The following is an 18,614-nucleotide window of genomic DNA, read 5'->3' on the forward strand; positions in this document are numbered from 1 at the left end:
ATTAAAGAAAACTGAAGATTGCATTGGTTGGAAGTATTTCCGCTGATGCAATCTTTTTTTTGTGCCTGGAAAATAGAAAATTCCTCAAGAATGATTAAATAATTCCTCAAAATCTTGCATATTATTATATTTCTTCGTATATTTGCAAGGTTCATTAAAAGCATACTATTATGAAAGAAAAAAAATATCATATAGATTTGCATGAGGGTGAGGATATGGTAGCTGAGCCTACGCCAACTCATCGTGTTTCGGTGGTGGAGCATGCTGTGCCTATGCCGATGAGTGGTTTCGAGAATCATAAAGAGGTTTTAGATGAAATTCCGGAGTTGGGTAATCATTTCTCCTGGGAGAGTTTGATGGAGAGCATTGAGTATTGTAAAACCATTGCGGATGATCCAACGAAGTGGGAGCCATACGATGATTTTAAAGAACGTCTTTATCAGGATTTCCCATGGCTAAAGTAATCATTCACCCTCTTTTCGAACAGAAACTTCATGAGTATGTTGAAGAAGCTTATGAGGTTTATGGTAGAAAAACGGCTCGTAGATGGATGACGGAAATTGATAAGATCAAGAGTTTTTTGGAGGTCTTTCCAGAAGGAAGGCCGCCTTTTAATGGTGCTCCTGATTTTCCATACCAGCTGCGAGGCGCTAATTTCATGAATAATTTTAAGTTGATTTATTATTATCTCGAAAAGATGGATGAAGTTCATTTCGTAGATATTTGGGATATGAGAAAGAACCCATCCAGCTTTTGGAAACAAGAAGAATAACTTATAAAAAGCAAAAAAATCCCCAGCTATCCATCAAAGGATAAATGGGGATTTTATTATTTATCAGCCTTTCGGGAGCTTATAGCCTTTGCAGCTTTACTTCATCAACTCAATACCTGCCTCGAATTTGGTGGTCTTTTCCATGATGGCAGGAAGCTGTTTTACAACAGTCTTCAAAATCAGGAATTTTGCCAAATCATCCTTGTCCATGCCTGTGGGAGGAATCTTGTCAACCTGGGCATCAAGCATGGCGATGATAGGAGCTACGAAATCCTTGTCAACATAGAAATATACCTTGTTGGCTGCTGGATAAGATACGTGTACTGGAATACCGGTCTTAAACTGATCCAACATGCCGGTTACCATAGCCTTCTCCTGAGCATCATCGATGTCTGCGGTAATCTTGGCTGTGTTCAGGAACAAGGTAATCATATTCTCGTTAACCACCTTGTATGTAGCGTAATCGTTAGCTACCTTCCAGTCCTTGTCATCAGCCTCTTCCTTATAGGTTGCAGAAATCTGACCCTTCTCATTGAAGGTTACATCCTGCAGAACGCTTCTGAGCTGGCTGTTAAGCAGCATTGGAGCCATTTTGATGGCATCCTTTACAGGATATGGTTCATCCATCAAGCCTGGGATAGTAATGGTTGCATCATCAGAACCTTCCCACTTTAATACAACTGAACCTGTAGAATTGCCATTTGCATCAAAACCTGCTTCCTGTACCTTCCAGGTACCTTCAATCTTCTCGTTGCGTACAAATTCATTCTCGTCATTGTTATCATCGCTGCTACAAGCGGTGAAGAAGCCAAGGGTGCAAACCATGGCCATCAAATAAATAAACTTTTTCATTTTTCTTCTCTTTTTTGTGTATTAATAAAAAATTATTATATTGTTTCTATTTTTATTTATATAATAATGTACGCGTACATTATATTATCTGTTACTTCAGCTGATACGTGATACCTACGCTGCCGTAGATAGGATACATCGTCTGCTCGATGGTCTCGAAATCTTTCTTGAAGATACCATTTAAGCCCCAGCTCAGATCAGCACAGAGGCCCCAACGGTTGTTCAAGCGCCAGTCAATTCCGAAATCTACGCCCATATGCCAGTTGCGCATGTCATCGCTGAAATCGTAATCACCACGCTCTCCTTCATCATGACCCAACTTTACCTTCTGTCCGGTAGGATCGCCCTTAGGATGACCTTCCTCTTGGCGGCGGAGGTAACCATCGTATGCCCAGCCCTCAAACTTCTTTGATGTTACATAGCTAACATACGGACCCAATTTGAAACGGAGGTTGTCGCAAATGTCGTATGTAGCCTGCAATGGTACTGTGATAAGACTCATGTCTACCTTCGTAACCACGTTGCCTGTAAATATACCTTTCAGCTCATCGCCTCCACGAACTATCCTCATATAATAGTTTTTTACGCCTGCATCAATCTTCATGCCCTTGTTTTCAAAGTGCAGACCTCCAACGAACCCCCATTTGCCTGAAAGTGGGTGATAAGCATCGATACCCAGACTGAAGTTAGGTTGCAGGGTATAGCTGTGTAGTGTACGGATGGTGGCTGGAAGACCGATAGGGGCTGTGCCTCCCAAATTATATGCCACACGAGCCTGATACTGGTAGCCGTGTAGATATTTGTTCCATGGAGTGCGCTTGTTTTCTGTTACCTGCTTCTGCTCCTCTGTTTCCTGATTCTCATTTTCTCCTGCCCATGAGGCAGTGCCCCATGTCAGCAGGAGAGCTAATATTGTTATCTTCTTCATTCTATGTTTTCCTCCTTAGCTTATTTGCAAATCAACTTGAAACTGTCTATCCAAAGGGTACTACCTACGGCACCCAGGAAGTTAGCTCCATCTGAACTTGATGAACTGACAATAGTGAGACTGTAGCCACCATTCTTCAACTTGATTGGGTCAATGGTTTTCTTATACTCGAAATCTACGCTGAAGTGATGCCATTCACGCGTGTTTCCAATGGCAACTTTTCCGTTGTCATCATGGGTTTCACCTACCAGAGCCAGTGCCACTATCTGTTTGCTGGTCTGTACATTATCTCCGTAGAGCAATACGGCATTCCCCTTTTCATCGATGTTCTCGTAAAGCACAGCATAAATGGTTCCGTAGTCGTGGCGGTCAAGTTCTTTCATATTCTTGTCGGTGAATTTTTTGCCAGCCTGATATTTATACCATCCTTCTAACTTAGCAGGCTTTGCGCTGAAGCTGAATGGATGACCGAACTTTGTTGCCTTCATTGCATCGAAAAGGGCATCGGTAGCATCAAACTGTCCGATAAAGAGGTTGCCGGCAGCGATAGGCTTGTGTGCCATATCAGCAACCTTGCTGGTGCGCTGGGTGGTGAGCTTCACGCCCTTGTCCTGATAACCGTCTTCTATCATCACGGTAGGATATTCCTCCGGTTTTGCCGATGGGTTGCTGATATTGAATCCCGGGTTTCCGGTAGCCCAGATGTCGAGGAGATCACCATTCCAGTTTTCCTGCCAGTTGTAGTATCCCTTGCTGATGTATGCGTTTTCGAAATCGAATTCAAACTCCTTGCTCATGGTGGTCTGTCCCTTCTTGATGTTTACCTGATAGGTGCGGCTCCATTGCTTGTCTTCTGAAGTAACTGTATATGTTACAGGTCCTTTAGAGAAATCCTGAAGGCTTCCACTTTCTGGTGAGATGGTCGCTCCAGGTGTGAGGCGGAATATTGGCGCCTGTTTGGTAAGGGCGGCAAATGGTCTCATCGTGAACTCGATTTTTGTTTGATCACTCTGCACATTGACCAATGTGTCAGATGGATTAGTAAACAACAAGTTCAATAAATTCTTGTTGTCAGCATGTATGTATGCCTGCTCGATGTCGCATTCGGCATTGAGTGGTTCTTCCTTGAAGCAGGAGGAGAGGGTAGTGATGCAACTCATTGATAGAGCGGCTACTATGAATCTTGACTGTTTCATATCTTGAACTTTCTTTTGTAATCTGGAGAATCGCTTCTCTTTCTTTTCTGATAATTATTGAGAGAATGATTTCTCTAGCTTATGTAATTAATTATTTTTATCGGTGCAAAGATAAACAGAAAACTTTAAACCACCAAAGGTTTTTGTGTTTTTCGACATGTTTTTATAGAAAAATACCATGAATTAGTGGTTTTAGAACGTGAATTAGTCGAGATAAGTTTACTGAAGTTGGCAAATAGTGCCCGATTGTTTATTTTTTTAATACACATAATAAAAAAGGGAACTGATATCTCATTACTGAAATTTCAGTCCCCTGAATGTTATCTAGCTAATGAATAGCAAATGCCTGATCTGTTTGAGATTAAGCCTTGCCCTCCATCTGAGCCTTCAACTTAGCGAGTGCATCGATATCACCGAGTGATGTGCTAGCAGCAACGTTGTTGATCATAGCTGTCTCGTTGTTGTTCTTGCGACCGCCGTTTGCACGCTTGTGAGCTGGCTTAGCAACTGGCTCGTTACCCTCCTCGAATGTACGAGAGTGAGAGAGGATGATGCGCTTTGTCTCCTTAACGAACTCGATAACCTTGAAGTCGAGAGTCTCGCCCTTCTTAGCCATTGTGCCGTCCTCCTTAGTGAGGTGCTTAGGAGTAGCGAAACCTTCACCACCCTCAGCGAGAGCTACAACAGCACCCTTGTCCATCAACTCAGTGATAGTACCCTGGTGAACAGAACCTGGAGTGTAGATTGCCTCATACTCATCCCATGGGTTCTTCTCCAACTGCTTGTGGCCGAGGCTCAAGCGACGGTTCTCCTTATCGATTTCGAGAACTACTACGTCGATAGAAGCGCCTACAGAAGTGAACTCAGATGGGTGCTTAACCTTCTTAGTCCAAGAGAGGTCAGAGATGTGGATCAAACCATCAACACCTTCCTCGAGCTCTACGAAGATACCGAAGTTAGTGAAGTTGCGAACCTTAGCTGTGTGCTTGCTGCCAACAGGATACTTAGTCTCGATAGCCTCCCATGGATCTTCCTTGAGCTGCTTGATACCAAGGCTCATCTTGCGCTCAGCGCGGTCGAGAGTCAGGATAACTGCCTCTACCTCGTCACCTACCTTCATGAAGTCCTGAGCAGAACGCAAGTGCTGGCTCCAAGACATCTCTGATACGTGGATCAAGCCCTCTACACCTGGAGCAATCTCAACGAATGCACCGTAGTCAGCCATAACCACTACCTTACCCTTCACGTGGTCACCTACCTTGAGGTTTGGATCAAGTGCATCCCATGGATGTGGAGTGAGCTGCTTCAAACCGAGAGCGATACGCTTCTTCTCCTCATCGAAGTCGAGGATAACAACGTTAATCTTCTGGTCGAGAGATACAACCTCGTGTGGATCGCTTACGCGGCCCCAAGAGAGGTCTGTGATGTGGATCAAACCGTCAACACCGCCGAGGTCAACGAATACACCGTAAGTAGTGATGTTCTTAACGGTACCCTCGAGAATCTGACCCTTCTCGAGCTTGCCGATGATCTCCTTACGCTGCTGCTCGAGCTCCTGCTCGATGAGAGCCTTGTGAGATACAACGACATTGCGGAACTCCTGGTTGATCTTTACAACCTTGAACTCCATTGTCTTGCCTACGAATACGTCGTAGTCGCGTATAGGGTGAACGTCGATCTGGCTTCCTGGCAAGAAAGCTTCGATACCGAAAACGTCAACGATCATACCGCCCTTAGTGCGGCACTTGATGTAACCCTGGATAACTTCCTCGTTCTCGAGAGCTGCATTAACACGCTCCCAAGACTTGCTGAGGCGAGCCTTCTTGTGAGAGAGTACCAACTGGCCCTTTACGTCCTCCTGGTTCTCTACATAAACCTCAACCTTGTCGCCTACCTTGAGGTCTGGGTTGTAACGGAATTCAGAAGCAGGGATAATACCATCGCTCTTGTAACCGATGTTTACGATAACCTCTTTCTTGTCTACAGAGATTACTGTACCCTCTACAACCTGGTGTTCTGTTACCTTGTTAAGAGTTTCGTCATAGGCCTTCTCGAGGTCTGTTTTGCTGACGTTTGCGCTTGTGCCATTCTCAAACTCATCCCAATTGAAGTCGTCCAATGGCTTTACGTTCTTTAAATCTGACATAAAAAATAATTAAAAAATTAAAATTAATAAAGTTTGACTTTATGTGAATTGTATAAATCGGGCGCAAAATTACTCATTTTCTTTGAGTTACAGGCATTTACTCTTGATTTTCTTCTTTTTGTTAGTAATATTTAACTAAAATCACTATTTTGGTGGATTCCTTCGGGGAGATACATTATATATATGAGCTCAACCTTTCAATATTCTGATAACTTTCTCCTCGATATTTCTTCCTGTGATGTTCTTCTCAGTTATCCGTGTTTTCATCTGATTCTATGATAAAAATGAAGAGGGAAGAAAAATAATGGCGAAAGAAAAAACCGGACGAAATTTTCATTTGTATGAAAAATGAGTTAAATTCATTAAAAAAAAATACCGAAATGTTGGCGATTACAAAATAATTGTTACCTTTGCGTTCAAAATGTAATGAATATAATAAAATAAATGATATGACACTAGTCATCCTTGCCATACTGATACTGGCATATATTCTCATTGCAACTGAGAATATTACCAAGGTGAACCGTGCTGCCGTAGCCATCTTTGCTGGAACGGTAGGATGGGTCCTCTATATCTGTTTCGGTATGGACTTCGTGACCAGTGAACACTCTTCTGATTATTCGCGCTATCTGAATCTCGGAATGTGGAACGAGATAGAATCCACCAGTACAACGGTGAAGTATTTTATTGCCCGTAACATCTTCCTTCCTTATGTGGGTAGAGCAGCAGAAATCGTACTCTTCCTGCTTGCTACTATGACGATAGTTGAAATTCTCAATAACAATGGTTGCTTCGATTTCATACGCCAGTTGTTACGTACCCGAAGCGCCAAGAAAATGCTATGGATTCTCGCTGCCGTAACCTTTGTTATTTCGGCAAATCTCGATAATCTTACTACAACAGTGATGATGCTTACGATGATGCATGGGGTAATTCCAAACCGTCGTCAGCGCATGGTGTATGGAGGTGCCATTCTTCTTTCTGCCAACTGTGGCGGAGCTCTTACCGTTATCGGAAATCCGGAAGGACTGGTGATGTGGAATATGGGTGCTGTAACGGCTACTCATTATTTCCTGTCGCTTCTGCTGCCATGTCTTGCAGCCTGGCTCATTCCGTTGTTGATGATGCAGCGCATGCTGCCTGAAAGAGTAGAGACAGAATGGATTGCTATGCCATACCGCGGGGATGATACCCGTCTCAATGTATGGCAGCGCTTGCTGATGCTCTTTGTGGGCATCGGTGGATTGTGGTTTATCCCTACCTTCCATAATATTACGAAATTAAGTCCTTTCCTCGGTGCGCTCTGCGTATTGGGCGTACTTTGGATTGTGAACGAGATATTCAACCGTAAACTCATGAATATGGATGCGATGGCTGACCGTCGCACTCCTAGAGTGTTCCAATACGGAGTCGTCCAGATGATTCTCTTCGTGATGGGTATCATGCTTGCCATCGGAGTGGTGAAGGAGACCGGCGCTTTTGACGATTTTGCTACTCTTCTCAACTCTGTCGGTATGGATGATAAGCGTCCTGGCGTGCTGTTGCATGGCGTCTTGGCTGGTATCATCAGTACTGTACTTGACAACTTTGCTACAGCCATGAACTTTTTCTCCCTTCATGATCTGCCAAATGTGAATGAGCCTTCATTCAGCATGCTTACTGATTATCATACCAATGGTATCTACTGGCAGATGATTGCATATTGCGTAATGGCTGGTGGTAACGTTCTTGGTATCGGTACAATCAGCGGTCTTGCCCTGATGAAGATGGAACGTATGCACATGGGATGGTATTTCCGCAATATTGGCTGGAAAGCTTTGGTGGGTGGCGTCATCGGACTTGCTATCCTTTGGCTTTCCCATATCCTGGTGGCTGGTGCCGCAAACCTAATTATTTAAATCGATAAGTCCAGACAAAGCAAGGGGTATACCCTTGGATACCTACTGTATATGTAGGGTTAATGGATGAAAAACATCATCCTGAGAGGATAATAAACTAACATTAAAAAATATATATAATATAATAAGGTATAGTTATGGCAAAGATTAAGACTATTGGAATTTTAACATCTGGAGGAGATGCTCCAGGTATGAATGCTGCTATCCGTGCGGTTACCCGTTCGGCTATCTACAACGGTTTCACTGTGAAAGGTATCTATCGTGGTTACGATGGTCTCATCAATGATGAAATTAAAACCTTTTCTACAGAGAATGTAAGCGGTATCATCGGCACAGGTGGTACGATGCTGAAGACAGCCCGTTCTAAGGAATTCATGACCGAGGAAGGTCGTCAGAAGGCATTTGAAACGATTCAGAAAGAGGAAATAGATGCGCTTGTCGTGATTGGCGGTAACGGTTCGCTGACTGGTGCGATGAATTTCGCACGTGAGTTTGATGTATGCTGCATCGGATTGCCTGGAACAATTGATAATGACCTTTTTGGTACAGACAATACGATTGGTTATGATACTACGATGAATACCATCGTAGAATGTGTAGACCGCATCCGTGATACTGCGCAGAGCCACGAGCGTATCTTCTTTATCGAGGTGATGGGCCGTGATGCCGGTTTCCTGGCTCAGAACTCAGCTATCGCCAGTGGAGCAGAGGCTGCCATCATACCAGAGGATTCTACTGACGTAGACCAGTTGGCTCAATTCATGGAGCGTGGTATCCGTAAGTCTAAGAAGAGTTGTATCGTCATTGTGTCAGAGAGTCCTAAGTGCGGTGCTCTTTATTATGCCGACCGTGTGCGCAAGGAGTTCCCTGAGTTTGATGTACGTGTATCTATCCTGGGTCACTTGCAGCGTGGCGGTCGTCCATCAGCCCGTGACCGTATTCTTGCGAGCCGTACCGGTTGTGGTGCCATTGAGGCTATCATGCAGGGACAGCGCAATGTGATGATTGGTGTACGCAATAACGAGGTGGTATACGTTCCGCTTTCTGAAGCCATCCGCTCAGATAAGCCATTCGACCGTAAACTGATCAAGGTTTTGGACGAGTTGAGTATCTAATTTATAGAGATAAGGGTAAGAAGAGAGGAGTTTGGACTCCTGACTTCTTGCTTTTGCATAGGAAAATGGTTTAAAGGGAACTAAAAATGGTTTAATAAGGTATAAAAGCCGAATAAAACTTTTAATTAATTTGTGGTTTCCATAAATTGTTGTTACTTTTGCAGTCAAGAATAATGTAAATATATATAATTTTTAAACTAATAAGCTTATGTCACAAATTAACGGACGTATCTCTCAGATTATCGGTCCTGTTATCGACGTTTACTTCGATACAAAGGGCGAGAATCCAGAGAAGGTGCTTCCTAAAATTTATGAAGCTCTGAAGGTAAAACGTCCAGACGGACGCGAGCTTGTCATCGAGGTGCAGCAGCACATCGGTGAGGATACAGTTCGCTGTGTCGCTATGGATAATACTGACGGTTTGCAGCGCGGCTTGGAGGTTATCCCTACAGGTAACCCAATCCAGATGCCAGCCGGAGAGCAGATCAAGGGTCGTATGATGAATGTCATCGGACAGCCTATTGATGGTATGAATGAATTGGACATGAAAGGTGCTTATCCTATCCACCGTGAGGCTCCGAAGTTTGACGAACTTTCTACTCACAAGGAGATGCTTGCTACCGGTATTAAGGTGATCGATCTGCTCGAACCTTACATGAAGGGTGGTAAGATTGGTCTTTTCGGTGGTGCCGGTGTAGGTAAGACGGTGCTTATCATGGAGTTGATCAACAACATTGCCAAGGGACACAACGGTTACTCTGTATTTGCCGGAGTAGGTGAGCGTACCCGTGAGGGTAACGACTTGATTCGAGACATGCTCGAGTCTGGCGTTATCAAGTATGGCGAGAAGTTCCGTAAAGCGATGGAAGAAGGTAAGTGGGATCTCTCACTTGTCGATCCTGAGGAACTTGCTAAGAGTCAGGCTACCCTGGTATATGGTCAGATGAATGAGCCACCTGGGGCACGTGCTTCTGTAGCTCTCTCTGGTTTGACCGTAGCTGAGGAGTTCCGTGATCACGGAGGTAAGAATGGTGAGGCAGCGGATATCATGTTCTTCATCGATAACATCTTCCGTTTCACCCAGGCTGGTTCTGAGGTATCTGCGCTGTTGGGTCGTATGCCATCAGCCGTAGGTTATCAGCCAACGCTGGCTTCTGAGATGGGTGCCATGCAGGAGCGAATCACTTCTACCAAGAATGGTTCCATCACCTCTGTACAGGCCGTTTATGTGCCTGCCGATGACTTGACCGACCCTGCTCCAGCTACCACCTTTACTCACCTGGATGCTACCACTGAGCTTTCCCGTAAGATTGCATCTCTCGGTATCTATCCTGCCGTAGACCCGCTGGGTTCTACCTCTCGTATCCTCGACCCGCTGATTGTGGGCAAGGCACACTACGATTGTGCACAGCGAGTAAAGCAGTTGTTGCAGCGTTATAACGAGTTGCAGGATATCATCGCCATCCTCGGTATGGATGAGCTCTCTGATGAGGATAAGTTGACCGTGAACCGTGCACGCCGTGTACAGCGTTTCCTGAGCCAGCCATTCACCGTAGCAGAGCAGTTTACCGGTTTGAAGGGTGTGATGGTTCCTATCGAAGAGACTATCAGGGGCTTCAACGCCATCCTCGACGGTGAGGTAGATGACCTGCCAGAGCAGGCATTCCTCAACGTAGGTACTATCGAGGATGCCAAGGAGAAGGCTAAGCAGTTGCTCGCAGCAGCACAGGCGTAGTCTTTAGTGAAGAGTGAAGAACGAAGAACGAAGAATTCAATAGCAATATTGGGTAATCATAAAGTTCAAAGTTCAAAGTTCAAAATTCAAAGTTAAAGATTATGTTACAGCTAAAGATAGTATCTCCTGAGAAAGTAGTCTTCCAGGGTGAGGTAGAGAGCGTACTGGTTCCGGGAACCCTCGGCTCGTTCGAGATTCTCAAAGATCACGCGCCTATCATCTCTTCGCTCGAAGTGGGCAAGGTGGAATACACTACCAAGGAAGGCAAGCAGGTAATGAACATCAAGGGCGGATTCGTGGAATGTAAGAAAAACGAAGTAAGCCTTTGCGTAGAAGTTTAGATAAGTGATTAATTTTTAGTGATTAATTATTAGATAATGGAAAAAGACGAAAAGTTGCGCTTGCAGACTATCAGACAGGCGAGTATCAGGTATAAGCAGATTTCTTTGTGGCTTACAGCAGCAGTGGCTCTTGCCGTGCTCTTTGCCTGCAGATTGTCTGCTCAATGCGATGATATGATAGCCCAAGTTGTTAACCCGCTGGTAGTGAGTGCGATATTCTCACTCGTTGCAAGTACTGCTTATGGTGAAGCATGGAAGGCTGTTGCAAAGTCATCGCCAGCCAATCTCGCCAAGTTCTATCTGGCGGCATTGGTCTTGAAGCTGATGGCCGGTACATTGGTGTTCCTTATCTATGTGCTGGTATGCGACAAGCAGAATATTCTGGGCTTTACCGCCATCTTCGCCCTTTTCTATGTCGTACTTCTCGTGTTCGACTGCATCTACTTCGCTCGGGTAGAGAAAAAGAACCGTCTCTCATAAGCGGTTCTGAAACAAATAATTAATAAACAAAAGTAAGAATTAAAGAATATGAAACATCTCAAGCAATTCCTCTTGATGGCGATGCTGCTCTTCACGCTGGCACCTCTGCAGGTATCGGCTAAGGAGAACATCGATGTGAAAGAGATATTGTGGGGTCATATCAAGGATTCTTATGAATGGCATATCACCAAGGTGGGAGATCATCCCGTAGTGATTCATCTGCCAATCATCGTTAACACCACTTCGGGCTGGCACGTGTTCTGCAGCAGCGAATTCTCGGAAGAGAAGGATGCCAATGGAGACCGTCCAGGACCTTTCAACCTGGTGATTAAGAACGCTGATGCGCAGACGAATCCCAACAAGATAGTAGAGAAGGTGGGAGGCCAGGAGGTTCGTCCGCTTGACATCTCCATCACGAAGACCGTTTGCGTGCTCTTCATCGATGCTATCATCCTGTTGCTCTGTGTCCTGATACCAGCCCGCTGGTGCAGGAAGCACAAGGTGGATGACCCTGCACCAAAGGGATTTGTGGGACTGATGCACATGTTCATCATGTCGGTATATACCGATGTAATTGAGGCCACCCTGGGTAAGGAGGCGCCAAAGTACGCACCATGGTTGCTTACTTGCTTCTTCTTTATCTTCGTGGCGAACATCATGGGTATCGTACCATTCCCTCCAGGTGGTGGTAACCTGACGGGTAATATCGCCTGCACCGTATTCTTCGGTGTAACGACATTCCTGATTACCAACTTCACCGGTACCAAGGAATACTGGAAGGATATCTTCTGGCCTGAGGTACCAACCTGGTTGAAGGTCCCTGTGCCACTGATGCCATTCATCGAGCTCTTCGGAATCTTTACGAAACCGCTGGCTCTGATTATCCGACTCTTCGCCAACATGATGGCGGGTCACGCCATCGCACTTTCGTTTGCGGCTATCATTTTCATCATGTTCAACATCAGTGAGAATGCTATCGCCAACTATGTGGCAGGTACGGGTATGACAATAGTAAGTGTTGCGATGAGCGCCTTTATGATGCTCCTCGAAGTATTGGTAAGCTACATTCAGGCATTGGTATTCACCATGCTGAGTGCAGTATTCATCTCGCTGGCTCATGTAAAGTCTCATGAGGCTGAGCCAGAGGTAGTGAAGTAGTTTATAGATTATAGATTACGGATCTAATTTCATTCAGATAATAAACAAAGAAAATATAAACAACTTAAATTATTAAGATTATGTTATCACTTTTATTAGCAGCAGAGATTGCAAAGTTGGGTGCCGCAGTAGGTGCAGGTTTGGCCGCTATTGGCGCAGGTATTGGTATCGGTCGCATTGGTGGCCAGGCTATGGACGCTATGGCTCGTCAGCCAGAGAAGATGGGCGACCTCCGTTCTTCTATGATTATCGCAGCTGCGTTGGTTGAGGGTGTTGCGTTCTTCGCTGTCATCATCGCCATCCTGGCAATCGTTATGTAATCATCTCATCTGTCACTATCATCTGCCCCGATTAAAGGAAGTCTCAGGCATCAGCCTGATGTCTTTCCGGGGCATGATAGAGATGATTCTAGAGTTAGTTAAAATAAAACGTTTAAGTAAAACTTTAACCAGTATATATGGATTTATTAATTCCTGATAGCGGTTTGCTCTTCTGGATGACGCTGGTCTTCATCATCGTCTTCATCATTCTTTGGAAGGCTGGATTCCCAGCCATCATTAAGATGGTGAACGGACGCAAGGCTTTCATCGATGAAAGTCTGAAGAAGGCTCACGAAGCCAACGAGAAGCTTGCCAATATCCAAAAAGAAGGTGAATCCATCTTGCAGGAAGCTCGCGAGAAGCAGGCTGCCCTCCTCAAGGAGGCTGCCGAAACCCGCGATGCCATTGTAGAGAAAGCACAGGATAAAGCACGCGAAGAAGGCGCACGTCTCCTCTCTGATGCCAAGAAGCAGATTGAGACCGAGAAGCAGAACGCCATTCGTGAAATCCGAGGCCAGGTAGCCGAACTCTCTGTTCAGATTGCAGAGAAGGTGCTCAAGGCTAAACTCTCTGACGACAAGGCACAGATGGATATGATAAATCGACTGCTGGACGAGGTTTCTTCTGACAACAAATAGTAAAGCTTATGGATATAGGTGTAATATCGGTGCGTTATGCCCGTGCCCTCATCAAGGCTGCACTCGGCATGAAGCTCGAAGATCAGGTCTACCAGGAGATGCAGACGCTCTTTAAGAGCTACATCGACGTGCCTGAACTGAGATTTACGATAGACAACCCTATGCTTTCCAAAGACAAGAAAGAGGCACTTCTCATCACAGCCCTGGGCAAGGAGCCTACGGAACTGAGCAAGAAGTTTATCGCTCTCGTCTTGAAAGAGGATAGGGAGAGCACCCTGCAATTCATGGCTGCTTCGTATATCACTCTTTACAGGAAACAGAAGAACATCATCCGCGGTAAGCTGATCACCGCCACTGCCGTTGACGCCTCTACAGAGGACAAGATGCGCAAGATGGTGGAGCAGAAAACGAAAGGTACTGTGGAGTTCAAGACCGAGGTGAACCCTGAACTGATTGGCGGTTTCATCCTTGAGTATGATACTTACAGAATGGATGCGAGCGTAAAGACTAAGCTCAACAACATTCTGACACAGCTCAAAAAGTAAAAATAATTAAAGTAAATAACAAAATGTCAGATAAAATTAAACCAAGTGAGGTGTCTGAGGTTCTTCAGCAGCAGCTCCAGGAGGTTAATGGCTCTCAGCAGTTTGACGAGGTGGGTACCGTGCTTACCGTCAGCGATGGCGTGGCTCGTATCTATGGTCTGCGTAATGCCGAGGCTAATGAGCTTCTTGAGTTTGAGAACGGAACCATGGCTATCGTCATGAACTTGGAGGAAGACAATGTAGGTTGTGTCCTCTTAGGTCCTACAGCTGGCATCAAGGAGGGACAGAGCGTGAAGCGTACACACCGTATTGCTTCTATCCGCGTAAACGACAACTTCCTCGGACGTGTCGTAAACCCTCTGGGTCAGGCTATTGATGGTCTGGGTGACATCGACCTCACCGATTCTTTCGAGATGCCTTTGGATCGTAAGGCACCTGGTGTAATCTATCGTCAGCCAGTAAAGGAACCTCTTCAGACTGGTTTGAAGGCGGTAGACTCTATGATTCCTATCGGTCGTGGACAGCGTGAGTTGATCATCGGTGACCGTCAGACTGGTAAGACTGCCATCGCAGTGGATACCATCATCAACCAGAAGAGTTTCTATGAGGCTGGCAAGCCAGTATATTGTATCTATGTAGCTATTGGTCAGAAAGCATCTACTGTTGCTGCATTGGTACAGAACCTCAAGGAGCATGGCGCCTTGCCATATACCATCATCGTAAGTGCTACCGCTGCCGATCCTGCAGCCATGCAGTATTACGCACCATTTGCCGGTGCAGCTATCGGCGAGTACTTCCGCGACCGCGGTTACTCAGCTCTCGTGGTATACGATGACTTGAGTAAGCAGGCTGTGGCTTACCGTGAGGTATCTCTGATCCTCCGCCGTCCATCCGGACGTGAGGCTTATCCTGGTGATGTGTTCTATCTCCACTCTCGTCTGTTGGAGCGTGCCGCTCGTATCAACGACCAGCAGGAGGTAGCCGAGCAGATGAACGACCTTCCAGAGTGCATGAAGGGTCACGTAAAGGGTGGTGGTTCTTTGACTGCCCTTCCTATCATCGAAACACAGGCAGGTGACGTATCAGCATACATTCCAACCAACGTGATTTCCATCACCGACGGTCAGATCTTCCTTGAGACCGACCTCTTCAACCAGGGCTTCCGTCCAGCTATCAACGTAGGTATCTCCGTATCTCGTGTAGGTGGTTCTGCCCAGATCAAGAGTATGAAGAAGGTGGCTGGTACACTGAAGATTGATATGGCTCAGTATCGTGAGCTGGAGGCCTTCTCTAAGTTCTCTAGCGATATGGATGCCGTAACAGCGATGACTCTGGACCGTGGCCGTAAGAACGACCAGTTGCTGGTTCAGCCTCAGTACCGTCCAATGCCGGTAGGCGAGCAGGTAGCTATTCTCTATTGTGGTGTTCACGGATTGATGCACGACGTGCCAATGGATAAGGTTCGCGACTGTCAGGATTTGTTCCTCGATGCAATGCGCAGCCAGCACGCTGATGTGATTGAGACTTTGGGTGATGGTAAACTCACTGACGATGCCATTAAGGCAGTCGAGGAGACCATGGCTAATGTTGCAGGACAATATAAAGCGTAATAGCCTATGCCGTCATTAAAAGAGATTAAAACTCGCATAGCCAGCGTTAACAGTACCCGTAAGATTACGAGTGCGATGAAGATGGTGGCTTCCAGTAAGTTGCATCATGCTCAGGTAGCTATCCAGAATATGCTGCCTTATGGAAATATGCTGGAACATATCCTCAAGAGTTTCCTGGTAAGTACTCCGAATGTCGACCATCCGTTGCAGTTGGAGCACAAGGAAACCAAGCGTGTAGCTCTTGTGGTATACAGTTCTAACAGCAGCTTGTGTGGTGGATTCAATTCCAACGTTATCAAGATGATGATGCATGCTGTGGACGAGTATAAGGCTCAAGGCATTGACGACATCACGGTATATCCTATCGGACGAAAAGTGGCAGAGAAGGTACAGAAACTGGGTTTGAAGATTGGCGGTAATTTTAATGATCTTGCCGATCATCCTCATGCCAGCGCCTGTGCAGATATCGCCCATTCACTTGCCAAGCAGTATGCTGCTGGTGAGCTCGATAAGGTGGAGATGATTTATCATCACTTTAAGAGTGCCGGTTCACAGATTCTGACCCGCAAGACTTTCTTGCCTATTGACCTCAGCACTGAGGCGATAGGAGTGGACAACGATCGTGACCTTACCTCTAATGTGGCTACGGCAAAGGCTCAGGAATATCTGCGCCAAAAGCAGGCTGAAGCTGACGGACGCCAGAGTTCTGAGGCAAAACCTCTGAATGATGACTTCATTGTAGAGCCAGACTTGGAGACTGTTTTGGGAGTCTTGATTCCTAAGCAGCTTCGTCTGATGATTTATACAGCGTTGCTGGATAGCCAGGCGAGTGAGCATGCCGCCAGAATGGTGGCCATGCAGACCGCTACGGATAATGCCGATGAACTCTTGCGCGAACTCAACTTGCAGTACAACAAGAGTCGTCAACAGGCCATTACCAATGAATTGCTTGATATTGTGGGAGGTAGCGTAAACAACTAAGTTTCCTTCCATCTGTATAATGTTTAATCGGGGTAAATCACTTATTGAAAGAGATTTATCCCGATTTTATGTTTTGTATGCAAATAAAACAATAAAATTAACTAATATTAAGAAAACGGCTTAAAAAACTAATTTTATCTAAAGTTGTACTAACATTCTTTCGTTTTTTTTTTTTTTTTTGTTAACTTTGCGGCGCGTTTGAGAACTAAACCAGGAAATATGAGGTTTAGTTACCCAAATGGGATTGCGGGTACAGCATCGCCTGGATCAGGGTTGCTCCGAACGACAGAAGCTTTACGAGAAGTATACTGTCTCAATCTCCTTGCTGCTTGTGACGACTCGTTTCGACACAAGGGGGAAGAGAAAATGTGTCTATATAAGAATACTTAAAATGAAAGAATGGACAATTCAATAAAAGATATCAATCATTCTCTAAGCATACAAGCCGAGACTCTTGGCGAACCAGCCGAGACAGAGGCATCATGGTATGCCATGCGCGTGTTCATGAACAAAGTGGCGCTTTGCCGAGACTTGTTCAACCTGTTCAACAACGTGCTTAAGGATTTTGACCAGATGAAAGACACATTCCCCGAAGATATGATGGGCGATGTGATGGAATATTACGCCCCCTTCGTAAAAGAGAGACATGTAAACAGCCAAGGCAAGAAGATTGTGGTGGAGCGCCCACTCATACCCTCGCTTTTCTTCATGCGCAGCAACAAGCGACAGGCGCTATGCCTGGAGCGGGAACTGTGTGGCAAGGCAAGGCTATATCGCCAGCTGGTGGACTTCGACCCACAGCCCATCGCCATTCCCAAGCGACAGATGCAGATGTTCATGATGGTGTCGTCGGGCGATCAGGAGGGGCTGGAGTATTTCGAGGATGGAGCCTTCAACTGGAAGAAAGGTGAACGTGTCAGGGTCATCGACGGCAGGTTCAAAGGTCTGGAGGGCGAAATCAAGCGTATCAATGGCGACCATCGGCTCATCGTCACGATAGAGGGAATCTGTGCCGTCGCCACCACCTATATACCAAGATGTTTTCTAGAAAAAATATAAAATCATATGAAATATCGTAAATCATTGCTTTCTGGAGCTTTTTGTACGGGACTTCTTGTCCTGTCAGCTTGTGGAACCCCACGACAAATAGCTTATTTCCAGGATTTTAACCAAAATCCTGACACGCTAATCAATCTGAAAAGTGCGCTAATCACCGCCAAGCCAACAGATAAACTCTACATCGGCGTGAAGAGCAAGGATCCACAGATCACACAGCTCTTCAACCTTACGGGAACCACCACCAGTTACTCTACGTCGTCCATCGCCAAGGATGCCTATTATTATACGGTAGACAGCAAGGGCAACATCGACTTTCCTGTGCTGGGCACCCTGCATGTGGCAGGTCGTACCCGAGAGCAGATTGCCGAGGGAATCAAGAAAGTTCTGGTGGAGCGCAACTTGGTGAAGGATCCCGTGGTGACCGTCAGCCTTACAAATCTCCACTATTCGGTGATTGGTGAGGTGGCACGCCCTGGACAGTATGAAATCGAGGACGAGAAAGTGACTATTCTCGATGCCCTTAGCAAGGCGGGCGACCTGACCATCTATGGCACCCGTGAAGACGTGATGGTGTTGCGCCAGGAAAACGGCCACCAGAAGATATACAAGATCAATCTCTGCTCGGGAAACAGCGTGTTCAACAGTCCGGTATATTACCTGCAGCAGAACGACGTGGTTTACATCAGCCCCAACGAGACCAAGGCTCGCCAGAGCACGGTCAATGGCAACAATGTCAGGAGCACGGGCTTCTGGATTAGCCTTGCCTCTCTTGCCACCAGCGTGGCAGTACTTATCAAGAAATAATGTAAGAGTAGAGTGAACACTCAACACTCAACATTC

19 protein-coding genes are annotated in these 18,614 nt (G+C 45.8%); 15 read left to right on the forward strand and 4 right to left on the reverse strand.

Translation table 11 applies throughout. The features are described from left to right. Window positions 1-170 precede the first annotated feature (170 nt). Both ACWJAO_RS05020 and ACWJAO_RS05025 read left to right on the forward strand, forming a co-directional pair. Window positions 171-464 (forward strand): hypothetical protein, encoded by a 294-nt coding sequence (locus ACWJAO_RS05020; RefSeq protein WP_287582460.1) that lies wholly within the window; start codon window positions 171-173, stop codon window positions 462-464. After that, window positions 452-772: a type II toxin-antitoxin system RelE/ParE family toxin gene (locus ACWJAO_RS05025; RefSeq protein ID WP_147327825.1), complete on the forward strand. Its 321-nt coding sequence runs from the start codon at window positions 452-454 to the stop codon at window positions 770-772. The genes ACWJAO_RS05020 and ACWJAO_RS05025 overlap by 13 nt, the downstream gene beginning before the upstream one ends. 96 nt (window positions 773-868) lie before the next feature. Here ACWJAO_RS05025 and ACWJAO_RS05030 read toward each other — a convergent pair whose 3' ends face one another. The 4 genes from ACWJAO_RS05030 to rpsA all read right to left on the reverse strand — a co-directional run bounded on the left by ACWJAO_RS05030 (window position 869) and on the right by rpsA (window position 5,894). Beyond that, entirely contained in the window at window positions 869-1,624 is a 756-nt protein-coding gene (locus ACWJAO_RS05030) for a hypothetical protein (RefSeq protein ID WP_449139467.1), read from the reverse strand. 91 nt (window positions 1,625-1,715) lie between these two features. Then, window positions 1,716-2,552: a porin family protein gene (locus tag ACWJAO_RS05035; RefSeq protein ID WP_449139468.1), complete on the reverse strand. Its 837-nt coding sequence runs from the start codon at window positions 2,550-2,552 to the stop codon at window positions 1,716-1,718. A gap of 20 nt (window positions 2,553-2,572) precedes the next feature. Next, window positions 2,573-3,748, reverse strand: a complete 1,176-nt coding sequence (locus ACWJAO_RS05040; RefSeq protein ID WP_449139469.1) for a PCMD domain-containing protein — start codon at window positions 3,746-3,748, stop codon at window positions 2,573-2,575. Window positions 3,749-4,109: 361 nt separating this feature from the next. Beyond that, a complete protein-coding gene (rpsA, locus tag ACWJAO_RS05045; protein WP_144150679.1) occupies window positions 4,110-5,894 on the reverse strand; it encodes a 30S ribosomal protein S1 in 1,785 nt (594 codons plus the stop codon). Window positions 5,895-6,343: 449 nt separating this feature from the next. Here rpsA and ACWJAO_RS05050 point away from each other — a divergent pair, with 449 nt between their 5' ends. From ACWJAO_RS05050 to ACWJAO_RS05110, 13 genes are all read left to right on the forward strand, one after another. Beyond that, window positions 6,344-7,792 (forward strand): SLC13 family permease, encoded by a 1,449-nt coding sequence (locus ACWJAO_RS05050; protein ID WP_449139470.1) that lies wholly within the window; start codon window positions 6,344-6,346, stop codon window positions 7,790-7,792. A gap of 137 nt (window positions 7,793-7,929) precedes the next feature. Then, entirely contained in the window at window positions 7,930-8,907 is a 978-nt protein-coding gene (pfkA, locus tag ACWJAO_RS05055; protein WP_144150683.1) for a 6-phosphofructokinase, read from the forward strand. A gap of 208 nt (window positions 8,908-9,115) precedes the next feature. Beyond that, the gene (gene atpD / locus ACWJAO_RS05060; RefSeq protein WP_118189917.1) at window positions 9,116-10,642 is read left to right on the forward strand and encodes a F0F1 ATP synthase subunit beta; all 1,527 of its coding nucleotides are present in this window, start codon (window positions 9,116-9,118) and stop codon (window positions 10,640-10,642) included. 101 nt (window positions 10,643-10,743) lie between these two features. Continuing rightward, window positions 10,744-10,983 (forward strand): ATP synthase F1 subunit epsilon, encoded by a 240-nt coding sequence (gene atpC, locus ACWJAO_RS05065; RefSeq protein WP_022121941.1) that lies wholly within the window; start codon window positions 10,744-10,746, stop codon window positions 10,981-10,983. Window positions 10,984-11,019: 36 nt separating this feature from the next. Further along, window positions 11,020-11,463 (forward strand): hypothetical protein, encoded by a 444-nt coding sequence (locus ACWJAO_RS05070; protein WP_022121942.1) that lies wholly within the window; start codon window positions 11,020-11,022, stop codon window positions 11,461-11,463. Between the two features lie 48 nt (window positions 11,464-11,511). After that, window positions 11,512-12,621, forward strand: coding sequence for a F0F1 ATP synthase subunit A (locus ACWJAO_RS05075; RefSeq protein ID WP_449139471.1), 1,110 nt, complete (start codon window positions 11,512-11,514; stop codon window positions 12,619-12,621). Window positions 12,622-12,701: 80 nt separating this feature from the next. After that, window positions 12,702-12,941 (forward strand): ATP synthase F0 subunit C, encoded by a 240-nt coding sequence (gene atpE / locus ACWJAO_RS05080; RefSeq protein WP_006846851.1) that lies wholly within the window; start codon window positions 12,702-12,704, stop codon window positions 12,939-12,941. A 137-nt stretch (window positions 12,942-13,078) separates the two neighbouring features. Continuing rightward, complete coding sequence (gene atpF, locus ACWJAO_RS05085; protein ID WP_118189919.1) at window positions 13,079-13,579, forward strand: F0F1 ATP synthase subunit B; 501 nt, start codon at window positions 13,079-13,081, stop codon at window positions 13,577-13,579. Between the two features lie 8 nt (window positions 13,580-13,587). Further along, complete coding sequence (locus ACWJAO_RS05090; RefSeq protein WP_449139472.1) at window positions 13,588-14,124, forward strand: F0F1 ATP synthase subunit delta; 537 nt, start codon at window positions 13,588-13,590, stop codon at window positions 14,122-14,124. Window positions 14,125-14,147: 23 nt separating this feature from the next. Continuing rightward, complete coding sequence (gene atpA / locus ACWJAO_RS05095) at window positions 14,148-15,734, forward strand: F0F1 ATP synthase subunit alpha (RefSeq protein WP_118079073.1); 1,587 nt, start codon at window positions 14,148-14,150, stop codon at window positions 15,732-15,734. Window positions 15,735-15,740: 6 nt separating this feature from the next. Continuing rightward, complete coding sequence (locus ACWJAO_RS05100; protein ID WP_287561475.1) at window positions 15,741-16,715, forward strand: F0F1 ATP synthase subunit gamma; 975 nt, start codon at window positions 15,741-15,743, stop codon at window positions 16,713-16,715. A 399-nt stretch (window positions 16,716-17,114) separates the two neighbouring features. Further along, window positions 17,115-17,774 (forward strand): UpxY family transcription antiterminator, encoded by a 660-nt coding sequence (locus tag ACWJAO_RS05105; RefSeq protein ID WP_287829667.1) that lies wholly within the window; start codon window positions 17,115-17,117, stop codon window positions 17,772-17,774. Window positions 17,775-17,780: 6 nt separating this feature from the next. Then, window positions 17,781-18,578 (forward strand): polysaccharide biosynthesis/export family protein, encoded by a 798-nt coding sequence (locus tag ACWJAO_RS05110; RefSeq protein WP_449139473.1) that lies wholly within the window; start codon window positions 17,781-17,783, stop codon window positions 18,576-18,578. Window positions 18,579-18,614 lie beyond the last annotated feature (36 nt).

It is taken from the genome of Segatella sp., assembly GCF_977051555.1.

What these genes read in the sequence shown, in the direction of transcription:
- ACWJAO_RS05020 (WP_287582460.1), top strand. Translation starts at nt 171, where the DNA reads ATGAAAGAAAAAAAATATCATATAGATTTGCATGAGGGTGAGGATATG.
- ACWJAO_RS05025 (WP_147327825.1), top strand. Translation starts at nt 452, where the DNA reads ATGGCTAAAGTAATCATTCACCCTCTTTTCGAACAGAAACTTCATGAG.
- ACWJAO_RS05030 (WP_449139467.1), bottom strand. Translation starts at nt 1,624, where the DNA reads ATGAAAAAGTTTATTTATTTGATGGCCATGGTTTGCACCCTTGGCTTC.
- ACWJAO_RS05035 (WP_449139468.1), bottom strand. Translation starts at nt 2,552, where the DNA reads ATGAAGAAGATAACAATATTAGCTCTCCTGCTGACATGGGGCACTGCC.
- ACWJAO_RS05040 (WP_449139469.1), bottom strand. Translation starts at nt 3,748, where the DNA reads ATGAAACAGTCAAGATTCATAGTAGCCGCTCTATCAATGAGTTGCATC.
- rpsA (WP_144150679.1), bottom strand. Translation starts at nt 5,894, where the DNA reads ATGTCAGATTTAAAGAACGTAAAGCCATTGGACGACTTCAATTGGGAT.
- ACWJAO_RS05050 (WP_449139470.1), top strand. Translation starts at nt 6,344, where the DNA reads ATGACACTAGTCATCCTTGCCATACTGATACTGGCATATATTCTCATT.
- pfkA (WP_144150683.1), top strand. Translation starts at nt 7,930, where the DNA reads ATGGCAAAGATTAAGACTATTGGAATTTTAACATCTGGAGGAGATGCT.
- atpD (WP_118189917.1), top strand. Translation starts at nt 9,116, where the DNA reads ATGTCACAAATTAACGGACGTATCTCTCAGATTATCGGTCCTGTTATC.
- atpC (WP_022121941.1), top strand. Translation starts at nt 10,744, where the DNA reads ATGTTACAGCTAAAGATAGTATCTCCTGAGAAAGTAGTCTTCCAGGGT.
- ACWJAO_RS05070 (WP_022121942.1), top strand. Translation starts at nt 11,020, where the DNA reads ATGGAAAAAGACGAAAAGTTGCGCTTGCAGACTATCAGACAGGCGAGT.
- ACWJAO_RS05075 (WP_449139471.1), top strand. Translation starts at nt 11,512, where the DNA reads ATGAAACATCTCAAGCAATTCCTCTTGATGGCGATGCTGCTCTTCACG.
- atpE (WP_006846851.1), top strand. Translation starts at nt 12,702, where the DNA reads ATGTTATCACTTTTATTAGCAGCAGAGATTGCAAAGTTGGGTGCCGCA.
- atpF (WP_118189919.1), top strand. Translation starts at nt 13,079, where the DNA reads ATGGATTTATTAATTCCTGATAGCGGTTTGCTCTTCTGGATGACGCTG.
- ACWJAO_RS05090 (WP_449139472.1), top strand. Translation starts at nt 13,588, where the DNA reads ATGGATATAGGTGTAATATCGGTGCGTTATGCCCGTGCCCTCATCAAG.
- atpA (WP_118079073.1), top strand. Translation starts at nt 14,148, where the DNA reads ATGTCAGATAAAATTAAACCAAGTGAGGTGTCTGAGGTTCTTCAGCAG.
- ACWJAO_RS05100 (WP_287561475.1), top strand. Translation starts at nt 15,741, where the DNA reads ATGCCGTCATTAAAAGAGATTAAAACTCGCATAGCCAGCGTTAACAGT.
- ACWJAO_RS05105 (WP_287829667.1), top strand. Translation starts at nt 17,115, where the DNA reads ATGGACAATTCAATAAAAGATATCAATCATTCTCTAAGCATACAAGCC.
- ACWJAO_RS05110 (WP_449139473.1), top strand. Translation starts at nt 17,781, where the DNA reads ATGAAATATCGTAAATCATTGCTTTCTGGAGCTTTTTGTACGGGACTT.